We start from the raw sequence: 12,545 nt of genomic DNA, 5'->3' as shown, positions 1-12,545 counted from the left end.
TTACCTATTGGCGGCAACTCACCGCATGGGCGGCAGCGCACGCGGGGGGGGTTGCAACTGCCCTTGGAAGGACCACCCGTGCGTCTGCGCAAGCCGAGAGGGCATTGGGGAGCAAACCCGGGCATCGCCTGGATATGCGCCCACGCGTCGGCACAATGGTCTGGACCGGATCCAATCCTCGGCGTGCTCGGTACAGGACACGCCGCCGGATTTCAATTCGCACATTTCTTGGCGTCTCAGCCCTCTCCGGAGTGGTCGGTGGCCAACGCCATGATCTCCCGATACGGTGAGCCAGGAGGAGACCCGACCGAGTATCTGACCTTTCCCAGTAACCTGCCGCACCTTTTTGGTGAGCTCGGTTCTGCCGTCGCAGTATCTCAAACCTTGGCCAGCCTGCAAGACCGTCTAGTGCTCTGCATTATAGGGGACGGTGAATGTGAGACGCCCGCGACCATCGCGGCCTTTGTACATCGCAACGAACTCAACAAGCTCGGAGAGCAGCGTTTGTTGATCGCCGTAAACTGCAATGGTCATCGCATGGGCGGAAAAACCAGCATGAGCCACTCCAGACTGCGCAATTTGTTGTCAGGCTTAGGTTATAGGGTTTTCACCTCAGACACCCAGGCAGACGAAGCGGCCGAGGCCGCCGCCCAAGCGCTACGAAGCGCAAGCGAAAACCAACCTACCATTTGGCTGTCGGTCACGGAAAAAGGCTGGCCAGCCCCGGAAAGCTTAGCCGAGACGTCGTTCACAGGCCATGCGGCGCATAAGATTACCAGTATCATCCAAAGCCAAGCTGCCGTCGAAGCATTTGACGCCTTTAGCATGTCCACGCAACGGCAGGCTAACATCAGCGGCCTGCCCGATCCGGAGCGCGTCGAGCTAGCCTCAAAGATATCTTTTGCTGTGCAGGAGATCGCATCGGCTCCCGCAGTAAACCCGCTCGTACGCGATAGCGTTTCCAACGCCCTACGCTCTCCCATGGCCGCGATTGACCGAGAACTTGACCGAGCCGGGGTGATGGTTTTTTCGCCGGACGAGGCAAACTCGAACCATCTGAAATCTGTTGTAAGGAACAACGCCATCGTCGAGGTACTCGCAGAAGAGGTTCTCTTCTGCTGGACCATCGGCGCGATTGCAGCGGGCCGGTCTTCGGCATTCGTAACATATGAAGCCTTCGCGCCGCTCGTCGGATCACAGCTGGCGCAATACTCGAAGCTTGTGAACGCCCAGCACTTTTCGAACCGCCCGCCATTGGTGTTGATTTGCACCAGCTTGGCTTGGGCCAATTGTCCGACACATCAAAACACCGACATTTGGGACATCGCTCTGAACCGGTCCCCAACGGCCTGCACGGTTTGCTGCCCCATCGGTGCGACCTCGGCAGCGCAAAGGCTCTCATCAGCGCTTCAGCGGCGAGACGGAAGCGCCACAGTCTTTTTCATAACGAAGTATCCTCTGCCCGATCTGTACGACCCTGGCGGGTCTGTTTTCATCTATCGGCACCCCGACGCTTCCAGCGCCAGACACCTGATCATAGCTTGTGGAGACGTCTGTTTCATCGAGGCCGTCGCCGCCGCGCAGCTTGCCGCAGAGCGAGGCGTTGTAATCGACATCCTCGCCATTGCTGAGCCCAGTATATTGCCCGTCCGCTCGCTAAAATCTACAGTTAGTGGATACAATACTTTGCTGGGCAGCGTCATGTGCGCCCCCAGAACTCTGGCGAGCACGTTGTTTACTGCATGCGATACGTTATTTGACGTGTTGGGGGTTTCAGAAGCTCACGCGGCAACGCCTTATGACTCTTTGAAGGCAAGTGGTGTCGACCGCTATTCGCTGTTGAGGAAGATCGCCGGCATTAGTGTGCCATCAGCCGGCGAAGTCATCGGCCCTTCGCTCGTCCCCGACTTCATACTCCAAGAAGATTGGCGGGTTATTTCCCTCGTCACTGAGGGAAAACCAACCTAGATTTTAGGTCTATCCCGACTACGGTACGTGAGGAGACATAACTTCAGGCCTGCTCCCGAACCTACATGAAGGTTTGCCGACTGGTGCTGAACCGGCGAAGAATGGTTGTGACGTGCTCCCCGGATTGTCCGCGTTCATAAGCGGGACATCCGCATTAACCCATATCCTGCCACGGACCTCTTGCTTATCGGCCTGTTTGGTTTTTTGTTTCTTCTCGTTCCGATTCCGAGGCGTTCACGACAAATCATGAGCGCTCTTGAGAGTGGCGAGGTCAATGCGGGTGTCCAGCTAGCCCCGCTTAGATTTTAACGTGCTCTCCGTCTTTGGATCGTGAGTCCATGAAACCCAAGCAGTCTATTGAAAGTATTTTTAATCAGGACAATGAAGGGATGACGAATCCCTTCATTGTCCAATCTCTCACCGTTCTCGGAAGAACAGTCGGGCGATACCGACCGCGTGTTTTTGGAATACACCAAAACGATCGCCTCTTCCACACATATATTGTCGGTCAAACAGGAACCGGAAAATCAAACTTGCTCCTGAACATGCTGCGTCAGGATATAGAACATGGCCGTGGGTTCTGTCTTTTAGATCCTCATGGAGATTTGGCAAAGGAAGCCGCAAAACTGCTAGGTGACCGTGGGATATACTGGGAGCCGTCCGACCCTGACTGCAACTACGGATACAACCCTCTGACCTATGTAGCAGCTCGCTATCGCCCATTGGTCGCCTCAAGCATAATCGACACACTAAAACAGCAATGGAGCGATGCTTGGGGAGTGCGAATGGAGCACCTCCTGCGTTTCACCTTGCTCGCCTTGCTGGAGCGTCCAAGCTCAACAATCTCTGATATCGTACCGATGTTCACCACAAAGAGTTTCCGCGCCCAAGTTTTATCTCATGTCACAGACACGGAGGTTTTGAAATTCTGGAAAGATGAATTTCCTAACATGAACTACAAAAATGCCTTTGATGGCGTGGCGCCGATAGCAAACAAACTTGGTGCCTTCCTCTCACATCACCACGTGCGGAAGGCGTTGACTGATCCCGTACGACCCATCCGGTTCCGCACCGTCCTAGACAATGGGACACCGATGATTGTGAACCTCTCCAAAGGGTCATTGGGAAACGATATTTCCAATGTTCTAGGTGGTCTGATCGTGTCGATGCTAACGAGCGCGGCTTTTACTCGGGCTGAAATAGACGAGGAAGACCGCCGACCGTTTTTCCTCTATGCCGACGAATTCCATTCGTTCACTACTCATGCATTTGCAGGGATGCTCTCCCAACTTCGCAAATATAGCCTAGGATTAGTGTTAGCCCATCAATTCACCACGCAGTTGGAACCCCAGATTTTTGAGAGCATCCTGGGAAACGTTGGAACTCTGATCGTCTTTCGAGTGGGAGCCAAAGACGCACCGATCCTTTCCAAGCAACTGGGGCAACCATCATCACGCCCCGCACACATAAACGCCGCTCATCTCGCCGAATTGCCAAACTACCGGTGCTTCATGAAGCTCATGATTAAGGGAGCACAGAGCGGCGTATTTTCCGCAACTACCTTCAAATTGTGATGGGATCGTCGACAGGCGGCAGGACAGTTTACCGAGCAAGTACAGCTGGTTTTGATGGGTTGAGGCAGAAGAGCTGGAGGGCCAAATCGGCGGAGAGCACTTACGGTGTGAACCGCGCACATCGCCTTGGGACTCGAACCCTTTAAGGGGAAGTGGTCCTGGAGTACGAACATGGGTATATTGGGATAATTGGAATGGTGCACCTCATTGATTTCATATGTTTGCGCTCAACATGTGAGTCCTCTTCTGGCACCGGCGTCAATCCGTACTCATCGGCATCTGTGCCAGATGCATCTCATATGCCATCACCGCCTTTCGCATTTCTGCGAAATAGGTATGCCTGTTGTATATGGCCGCTACACCGGAGATCGATCCGGATGCGTGGTTCAGTAGACGCTCAGTAATGTGAATTGGTGTGCCTATTTTTGCATGCATGGTGCTGAAGGTGCGGCGCAGATCATGCAGCGTGTAGCGCTCTACCCCAATGAGGGTTTTGTCGAACTCCCTTTTTGATTTAGACCAGCCATTGAACGTTTCATTCTTTTGGTTCCGTCCCGAGAAGACGAAACCGTCAATGCGTGGCAGTTCCGCAATCATTTGAGCAGTCGCTGGCCCGATCGGGAACGTATGCGTCCGTCCATTTTTAACATGTTCTCCGGGGAACGAAATAAGGCGCTCGCCAAGGTCAATCCAATCCCATTTCAACCCGCCGATTTCACTGCGTCTCTGTCCAGTTAGAATACACAGGCAAACGATCGGCCCGAACGGCCAGGGAAAGCATTTCGCTTTTGCAAACACCTCACCAAGATCGCGAGCGCTGAGTACACGCTCCCGGGCGGCAACATTGGCAAGCCTTTGCAATCGCGCAACGGGATTTTCATCTACCAATTCTTCGCGATAGGCCCAATTAAAAAAAATGCGAATTACTGTGTCGGCATGCTTCCGCTCCGACGGAACCCTATCTAGCTTGGCCAGGCATTTTTGCAGATCTTGTTTGTCGATGTCCGCAACTCGCTTTCGTCCAAATGCGAAGTGGCGACTGAGCAAGCGATCATAATCGCTAACTGTGCGCGGCCTTGATCGCTGTCTGGCAGCATTCAGGAACCGGTCAACCGCTTCATCGAACGTAACTGATTGAGACGCCTTCTTCGGTTCACTAATAATCCCAAGCGCTATTTCTGCTTGTATTCTTTTTGCCTGATCACGCGCTTCCTTCAGACTTTGGTGAGGGTATCTGCCGACGATTTTGCGCCGGCGAATCTCGCGCGGTCCATACATGACGACGAATGTTTTCTGCCCGCCTTGCGATACACGACAACCAAACCCGGGGAGGTTTTCATCCCAATAGGTCTCCTGCCCAAATGCGGGGGCTTGCAGGTTGCGGATGGTCAAATCTGTTAGCTTCGCTTTGGGCATCTTAGGCACGCGTTAGGCACGCAAATTTAGTGCGTAGGACTGTTATTTCATGTTCATCTATAACAAAGAGCTCGCACCTAATCAATTGTTTTTTCTATCTTTCTTGTTCTTGCATGGTTACCTATGTTCAGCGCCAGCAGCGCACTCTGACTCCGTTAGTCCTGGTTCGAATCCAGGTTCCCCAGCCATCACTCTAAGATATTGTTTTATATGGTTTTTATCGCTCATGTAGTGGCGACAATTCAATGGCTTGCGAGGCCTCGTCGTAAGCAGAGACGGGATTTCTGCCCTATTTTCGGCCCGGAATCGCTGAAAGTCTCTTTCTGCCAATTCGGGGCTGACAGTTTGCCAAATGACCATCTGCATTGCATCGGCAAATTCTTGTTGGATGCCACCGAATTGCGGGAACAGAGACTGGTTCGCAGCAGCAAGTCCGAATTCGAAACAAGAATGCCCAGCCACTCTTTCTCAGATATCGACACGACCTGCTTCTTCGCTCAGATTGGTGCGAAGTTTCAATGATATGCAAGCGCCTCCATAATACTGAGACCGGATGATGGCTCTTTTCTGGGCCCGTAATCGCCAGAAGTCTCAGTCGCCCATTTCGGGACTGACAGTTTGTCGAAAGGGCATCATCGGGCCATCCGCCTGAGTCCGGCTGTTCGGGATTTTGACTTTTTCAGAGAGCCGCAACAATGCGGCGCTGTGCCTGCCAGTCCGATGGCATTGGATTGATGCCGAGCCATTTTGCGGTGAGGCCTAAGGGTTGATCGCCTTGGACGATCAGCTTGAGGATGTGCGGGGCCAGGAAAGTCAGGTCAATCACCTGCATGATCCGACGCTTGGAGAGGTTTTCGCTCTCCGCAATCTCCTCGAATGTCTGCCCGTTCTTGATCGCATCGTAGTACTGATGCGCCTTGGCGATGCTGCGGATCAGGGTGATGTCGATCGGTTTCGCATGGTCAGTTCCGATCTTGAGCTTTGTCTCGACACCACGCTTTCTGAACTGGAACGGCAGCGTAAACATCAAAGCATCCGGGTTAAGTTCGTCTTCCGAGATCTCGAGTGTGTCAGCGAGATTTTCGGGATCAAGTCTGATCTCCATTGCGCCGGGCCTGATCATTCCGTTTTCGATGCAGGACAGGATGGTGTTCGGACCTTTTGCACGCGACTGCACATCAAGCAGATCGAGGTGGTTGCCAATCTTTGAAATTGCATCAGCTCCAGGATTGATCAGCAGATCGACGGGAAGCCGGTTGCGCATATGGGACAGGGTTGCGTTGGCAATCTGGTCCTCAACCGGCTTGGCAGGTAGCCTCCAGCTGCCGGTCTTCCTGTTGCTGTCGCTCTTTCCGGCATTGTTGAGCAGGCGGTTCGACACATAATAGCGATAGCGCTTGCCCTTCCTGCTGGCATGGGTGGATACGAGTTTATCGCCGGTCTCATCAACAAGCTTGCCAGCAAGCGGACTTATGATGACTCCATCCTTGCCCCCACCCCGCTTTCGAGCAGCTCTTTCCTGTAGATGCTCCTGGACCTGATCCCATACATCGGGATCGATAATTGCCGGATGCTGCCCTTCGTGGATTGTCTTCTTATGCCTGATCCGACCAGCATAGACCGGATTGGTCAGCAGGTAGTGGAGTGCTGCGCGTTCGAAGGGGACGCCACAAGCATCCGGGCCGCTTGAGGGTATGCTATCTGGGGCTCGCAGCTCCTTCACCTGCTTATCGCTTTCCTTCCGTTTCCTCACCTTTGTCTTACTCTGCAGCCCCAACCGCTTGGCATGATCCACGACCGCGAGGATCGAACGATGCTCAAGGTAGAGATCATAGAGCGTTCTCACCGTCTCAGCTTCCTCCGGTACAATCTTCAATGTCCGCCCATCCGGCTCATAGCCCAAGGGAATGGTGCCCCCCATCCACAACCCCTTCTTCTTGGAAGCGGCGATCTTGTCCCTGATCCGCTCCGCGGTGACTTCGCGTTCGAACTGGGCGAACGAGAGAAGCACGTTGAGCGTCAACCGCCCCATGCTGGTCGCGGTATTGAAGGATTATGTCACAGAGACAAACGACGCATCGGCTGCATCCAGGCGGTCAACCAGCTTGGCGAAGTCAGCCAGCGACCGGGTGAGCCGATCAATCTTGTAGACAACGATCTGGTCGACCAGCCCTTCATCCACATGCTGGAGGAGTTTCTTGAGCCCTGCCCTTTCCAGCGTGCCGCCGGAGATACCGCCATCATCATAGTGCTCCGGTAGAGCAACCCAGCCCTCGTGCTTCTGACTGGCGATGTAGGCAGCACAGGCTTCCCGCTGGGCATGGAGGGAGTTGAACTCCTGGTCCAACCCCTCCTCCGATGATTTCCGTGTGTAGATGGCACAGCGGATCTTCTTCATGGTCTACCCCAATCCGAAGAAGCGCGGACCCGACCAATGAGCGCCCGTAATCTTCCTGGCGATGGCGCTGAGCGACCGATACCGTTTGCCATCCATCTGGAAGCCATCGTCCAGAACCTCAATCTGATAGGTCCTGCCGTTCCACTCACGGACCAGATGGGTTCCGGGTCTGAGCGTGAATTGGAGAGCCGGTCTAGGACGACCTCCCCCTTCGGATGTTCTTTGATCGGCCTTCAAAACGGCTTTGAGGGCCTTTCGAACCGCCGTTGAAGGGCCACCATGGGTTTTCATCTGTGCTTCATATGCCAGCGCGCTGCGCATGAACTGCACAGAGACATAGTTCAGCGACTGACCTCCCATCGTACGCCGCCATTCGTCGATGCAGTCCTCGCGAGTCATTGTTTCGAAGCGAGCGATCTTGACAAACTCCTCTGCCCTTGCCGCCCGATTCATGACGACGCCTCGGCGGCATCGGCTTCATTCTCCTTCGAGTTGGCATTGATCGCGTAGACCATCTCGCCGGTCTTTGGAGACTTCGACGTCGAGACCTCATGCCCACGTTTGCGCAGACCCGAGATTGCTGCCCGCACGGTATGGGCCTGCCATCCCAGCCTGTCCGAGATCACCGAGACCCGCACGCCATTCGGCTTCGACAGCAGGGCCACCAACTGATCTTGCTTGCTCTTGGCGCCTTTGTTGCCCGACTTCGCTGAAGTGGCCCCACGCTTCCTTTTCGACGCATTCGCTTTCGCGGCGCCCTCGAGCGCATTCTGGTGTGCGTCATTCTCGATCTTCTGCGTATTCCTCGTGATCTCCACTCAGGTTCCAGGACCGGAACATCCGGCCCCGCACTGAGTGAAGCCCGCGACGCGGGCAGGATCAGCAGCGACACGATTTCGCTGACCCGACATAAGGAATGCTTGCTTTGACGTGGAAGTCCAGCGGGAGTTCGGAGACGTTGCAGAGCGTAGAACGCAAGGGTGGCCATCGCTTTCAGAGCGACCGCTATGCGCCCCAATTCCGGTCGTACAGCACTTACGGTGTTTATCCCAAAAGCCGCCGTTCGCTTTGTTACCCCATGCAAAAGGTCTCAAGCGGGCCGAGAATGGTCATGAATTGCCCGCGCTAGAACATCCGCCTTGCTCATTATCGACAGCGCCTCACGCACATCGCCAAGCCTCCGTGTGGGGCAGCATTCCCTTCCGACGTGCCACCCGTAGCTCTCGAACTGGATTGGGCAGCCGATCAGTATGGCAGCGGGTGCATGGTCCCATCCGGCAGCATGACCGGCAAGCGCAGGTCCTTGACGCATGACGTGTCCAGCTCGGCGTCAGGGTTTTCTATGAAGGCCGCGGTGATGTCCTTGGCGCACTGGCTGTAGCGGATGGTGCCATGTCCGGATTCGGGCACCAGAACCACTTGCGCGTTGCTGTAGTTCTGAACCGCCAGCTCTCCCCAGACCCCGGCGGTCTGGGTGTCGAGTTCACCATTCATCGACAGGACCGGCCGGTCGCTTGATCCGACGGTGGTCCAGTTTTCGCGCGGATGCTTTTCGAACAGGGGACAGTTCGTGTCAAAAGGCGCGACCATTTCGACAAGGCCCTCCTGCATCAGCGGGCCCCAGGACCCCTCTTCCTTCATCAGTGCGGCAAACTTCTCGCTCGAGTTCCAGCCGTCCGCATAATCCTCCTGACAGGCGTAGAGGTAGAGCTGGAGATCGCCTTCCACGTCCTTCACCGTGCCTTCGTTGTCCTCCCGGATCAGCGCAAAGGCGCGCGCGACCTCTGCCGGCGAGAGTTGCCGGGCGAGGCCCGACAGATCAGCAGCGGTGTCCGGGTCCATGTGGGTTTCGATCAGCTTGATCAGCAACTGTGCCGAGGGCTCCCTGAACCGCAGGTCGAGGTAGTCGCGACCGACCGCGAGCCGCGCGGAGGGATCTGGGATGGCGCGGATCGCGGCAGCGAGGCGGTCATCGAATATCTCGGCCAGGTCGGCGCTGCGGGCATCGTCGTCGATGTCGCCTTCCAGCAGCGCCGCCGCGCGGGCGACCGTCTCTTCGGAGATCTTCATGTGAGCGGCGGCGGAGAGCATTGCCTCCACTTGTGCCATCTCCGCCTCGCTCAGCTTCGCTGCCTGGGCTGCGGCGCGTGCGGCCTCGGCGCTCGAGGATGCGGGCTTGGGCGGAAGCGCGCCCGACCGCAGCTGGTCCATCAGCGTGGTATCGCCCTTTTCCAGCTGGGTGACCATCAGGGGGATATACGGCGTCGTGGCGTTGTATTTGCCTGTGATATTGACGCGGTCGTCGATCACCTCAAGCAGGGCATCCACACCAACCTCTCCGTTCGGGCCCTGGATCGGGTTCGCTCCAAGCGTTTCGAACAATTTGAACGTTCGCGCGACGATGTCGGGATAGGCCGCAGCACAGACCGGGTCGCGTTCGCAGGGCGCGAGACTGAGCTGGATCGGCGCCGAATGCGACTGCCAGAACATCGAGTAGAGCGGCAGCCAGGGCGGCGCGTTGCCGTCGATCACCGCCGACCGGATGCCGGGCGGGTTCTGACGCAGAATCTCCATCGTCAGCTTGGTGCCATAGGAGACGCCGTAGATATTGTAGCTGTCATAGCCGAGCGCCGACATGACGGAGGGGACATCCATCGCGTTCTGCTCGGTGTTGATGAGCGAATAGTCAATCCCCTTCGCCTCAAGCTCGTCAAGGCAGCTCTTCACGAAGTCCTTCTCAAGGTTTGGAACGTCGAGCCCCTTGATGCGAGAGTCGATCACCGGCCCCAATTGTGCGCCCAGGGACGAATAGCAGTCCATCTCGGGAGCGCTTGAATCCACGCCGCGCTCGTCGATGGCGATGACGTCGCGCCGTCCGCGAAGGTGCTCGAAATAGCTGATCGTCTTGGCGACGTTGCGGACCGTGCCGCTGCCCGGGCCCCCGTGCAGGTAGATCACGGGGTCCGGTGCGGGCGTCAGCGAATGCGCCTTGTAGAGGTTGAAGGCGATGTTGATCTTCGGACCGTCCGGCGCGCGGTGATCGAACGGCACTTCGACGGTGCCGCATATTACGGTCTTGCCGTCGATCTCGGTGGGCGCGACGGGGCGCGCACAGGGGGCGACCGTGACCGGGTATGCCGGGTCCGCGCCACCGGCTTTCAGTGTGGAGAAAGCCTCGGGGTCGGGTTCGGCGATCAAGGCGGCGATCAGGGCGAAGATTTGCTCAGGCGTCATGGTTGGCTCCTTGCGGTCTGGTCACTGCGCCTTTGGCGGAATGTGGAATGCGGGTTTCAGGCCGGCGGTGCATGCCGCGTTCACAGGCGCGGACGGATCTTCGATGAAGCCTTCGGCCACGTCCTTGGCGCATTGCGAGAACTGGATGACCGCGTGACCTGCCTCGGGGAACAGGACAGCCTGTCCGTTCGACAGGGTTCGCACGACCTTCTCGGCGGCGTCGGGATCGGTTTGCGTGTCCTTGGTGCCCGACATCGCCAGCACCGGGATGTCGCTGACCACCGGATCGTGGAAGCCCGCGCGCGGGTGTTTGTCGAACAGCTCGCAGAAGCCGTACAGAGGCAGGGTCGACTTGCTCACGCCCGCGTCGATGGCCGGGAAACGGTACTTGGCCGCCATCGCGGCGTAGCCCTCGCGCGTGTTGAAGGGAAAGTCCTCCTGACATGCAATGATGCCGAGCGTGAACATCATCCGCGACCGGGCGGTCAGGTTGGCCGCATCGGTCCGCGCCCGCTGGTAGAAAGCCTCGACATCTTCATCGGACATCGCTGCGACGAGGCCAAGAAGGCGGGGTTTCTCGATGTCGGGCACATGGGTTTCGATCAATGTCTTGATGGCTGCGCGGTCAGGCGTCTGACCGATGAACATCGCGTAGTCCCGCAGCAAGGCCAGCAAGGTATTCGCGTCCATGGTCCTGGCGACCCCGGACAAGGCATCGTCGAGAAGCGCCTCTGTATTCAGCGCGCCAGACGAGGCAAGGTCGTCCGAGAGCGTCGACAATAGCTTGGCGACTGCCGCTTCGGCGCTGCGCATCTGGTCGATCTCCATCAGGGCAATCTCGGCGATCGTCCTGTCGAGAGCGCCGAGGCCCGCACCGTATCGAGCGAGAACCGCGCCGGTGGTGGGAATGAAATTGAACCCGCCGGCCATCAGCTTTTCCAGCGTCGCCGTTTCCCCGGCGGCCATTTCCGTGAAAACCTGCGGCAGGTAAGCGGTAAAGGGCATGGCGCGACCGTTGCTTGCGTCGAGGATTTGCATGAGCATTTCCTGGTCTATGGCTTCACCCGCGAGCGTCAGCTTTGGCTCCTCAGCCAACCGGCGACCGGCCGCGTGCACCGTCTCTTCCAGATCCGGATAGGCCGCAGCACAGGCCTTGTCTGCCATGCAGTAATCCACCACCCACCCCAGCGCCTGATCGGGGGAAACGCCATTGGCGTCGTAGGCGGGGCTGTCGACACGGCTGATGCTGTCGATAACGAGGCTTCTCAGGCCTTCAGGCGCGGTGCGAAGGAGTTCCTGCCCCAACTTTGTGCCGTAGGAGATACCAAAGGCGTTGTAGTCGGGATAGCCGAGCGCATCCATGATCGCGCGCACGTCTCGGGCGCTCTGCGTCGTGTTGTAGAGAGAGAGGTCGATACCGGAGGCAACCGTTTCGGTCAGACATTTCGCCAGCGGATCGTCCGGGCCAAACAGCTTTTCCTCGTCGGCCTCGGCGAATTGCGGGAAATCGGCCGCCACCTCATTGTAGCAGGCAATGGTGCGGTCCGAGATGCCTGCACCGCGCTGGTCGAACAAAACTACGTCCCGACGGTCACGCAGGAATTCAAAGAGGGTCGCATTCATCGGGATCGTCTGCACGGTAAATCCGCCGGGACCTCCGTGCAGATAGATGACCGGATCCGGCGCCGGGGCGGTCGAGTGTGACTTCAGCACAGCGAAAGCCAGAGGGATCGTCGGGCCGCCTGCCGCATCGTGATCCTCCGGCACCTCGACACGTCCGCAGATTACTGTCTTGCCCTCGACCTCCAGCGGGCCGAGCGGACGCGGGCAGGCCTCGACCGTGACCGGATAGCGATCATCGTGTCCACCCTCCTTCAGCTTGTCGAAAGCCGGTTCCGTTGCTGCCGTGAGCAGAGCAATGAGAATTGGAAGGATCTGGTCTGGCGACATTGTTC

Annotated in this window: 8 protein-coding genes and 1 pseudogene; 2 read left to right on the top strand and 7 right to left on the bottom strand. The window is 57.3% G+C overall.

Annotated features, from left to right (window positions below; genetic code table 11):
• The first annotated feature begins 78 nt into the window (after positions 1 to 78).
• On the top strand, positions 79 to 1,968 hold the full coding sequence (locus tag WNZ14_RS09240; RefSeq protein WP_342868268.1) for a hypothetical protein: 1,890 nt from the start codon (positions 79 to 81) through the stop codon (positions 1,966 to 1,968).
• 338 nt (positions 1,969 to 2,306) lie between these two features.
• Positions 2,307 to 3,542 carry a type IV secretion system DNA-binding domain-containing protein gene (locus tag WNZ14_RS09235; RefSeq protein ID WP_342868267.1) on the top strand — a complete coding sequence of 412 codons (1,236 nt, stop codon included), beginning with the start codon at positions 2,307 to 2,309 and terminating at the stop codon, positions 3,540 to 3,542.
• A gap of 258 nt (positions 3,543 to 3,800) precedes the next feature.
• Here the strand turns inward: WNZ14_RS09235 and WNZ14_RS09230 are convergent, their stop codons facing one another.
• The 7 genes and pseudogenes from WNZ14_RS09230 to WNZ14_RS09200 form a co-directional block, all read right to left on the bottom strand.
• A complete protein-coding gene (locus WNZ14_RS09230; protein ID WP_342868266.1) occupies positions 3,801 to 4,958 on the bottom strand; it encodes a site-specific integrase in 1,158 nt (385 codons plus the stop codon).
• Between the two features lie 679 nt (positions 4,959 to 5,637).
• Positions 5,638 to 6,879: a recombinase family protein gene (locus tag WNZ14_RS09225; protein ID WP_342868555.1), complete on the bottom strand. Its 1,242-nt coding sequence runs from the start codon at positions 6,877 to 6,879 to the stop codon at positions 5,638 to 5,640.
• Positions 6,880 to 6,894: 15 nt separating this feature from the next.
• Positions 6,895 to 7,356 (bottom strand): annotated as a pseudogene (locus tag WNZ14_RS09220) (recombinase family protein); the annotation flags it as partial.
• Positions 7,357 to 7,359: 3 nt separating this feature from the next.
• Positions 7,360 to 7,809, bottom strand: a complete 450-nt coding sequence (locus WNZ14_RS09215) for a DUF2924 domain-containing protein (RefSeq protein ID WP_342868265.1) — start codon at positions 7,807 to 7,809, stop codon at positions 7,360 to 7,362.
• On the bottom strand, positions 7,806 to 8,174 hold the full coding sequence (locus WNZ14_RS09210; protein WP_342868264.1) for a DUF3489 domain-containing protein: 369 nt from the start codon (positions 8,172 to 8,174) through the stop codon (positions 7,806 to 7,808). Before WNZ14_RS09210 ends, WNZ14_RS09215 begins: the two co-directional genes overlap by 4 nt.
• Positions 8,175 to 8,601: 427 nt before the next feature.
• Complete coding sequence (locus tag WNZ14_RS09205; RefSeq protein ID WP_342868263.1) at positions 8,602 to 10,590, bottom strand: alpha/beta hydrolase; 1,989 nt, start codon at positions 10,588 to 10,590, stop codon at positions 8,602 to 8,604.
• 21 nt (positions 10,591 to 10,611) lie between these two features.
• Positions 10,612 to 12,540: an alpha/beta fold hydrolase gene (locus WNZ14_RS09200; RefSeq protein WP_342868262.1), complete on the bottom strand. Its 1,929-nt coding sequence runs from the start codon at positions 12,538 to 12,540 to the stop codon at positions 10,612 to 10,614.
• Positions 12,541 to 12,545 lie beyond the last annotated feature (5 nt).

This window comes from Hoeflea sp. AS60, assembly GCF_038900115.1.
In the GTDB taxonomy this organism is placed as follows: Bacteria; Pseudomonadota; Alphaproteobacteria; order Rhizobiales; family Rhizobiaceae; genus Hoeflea.
The sequence above is the reverse complement of the archived record's forward strand: the minus strand, read 5'-3'. Positions and strand labels throughout refer to the sequence as shown.

Bases quoted from the DNA above. Each gene is read 5' to 3' on its own strand.
- WNZ14_RS09230 (WP_342868266.1), bottom strand. From the start codon at position 4,958: ATGCCCAAAGCGAAGCTAACAGATTTGACCATCCGCAACCTGCAAGCC.
- WNZ14_RS09225 (WP_342868555.1), bottom strand. From the start codon at position 6,879: ATGGGGGGCACCATTCCCTTGGGCTATGAGCCGGATGGGCGGACATTG.
- WNZ14_RS09215 (WP_342868265.1), bottom strand. From the start codon at position 7,809: ATGAATCGGGCGGCAAGGGCAGAGGAGTTTGTCAAGATCGCTCGCTTC.
- WNZ14_RS09235 (WP_342868267.1), top strand. From the start codon at position 2,307: ATGAAACCCAAGCAGTCTATTGAAAGTATTTTTAATCAGGACAATGAA.
- WNZ14_RS09200 (WP_342868262.1), bottom strand. From the start codon at position 12,540: ATGTCGCCAGACCAGATCCTTCCAATTCTCATTGCTCTGCTCACGGCA.
- WNZ14_RS09205 (WP_342868263.1), bottom strand. From the start codon at position 10,590: ATGACGCCTGAGCAAATCTTCGCCCTGATCGCCGCCTTGATCGCCGAA.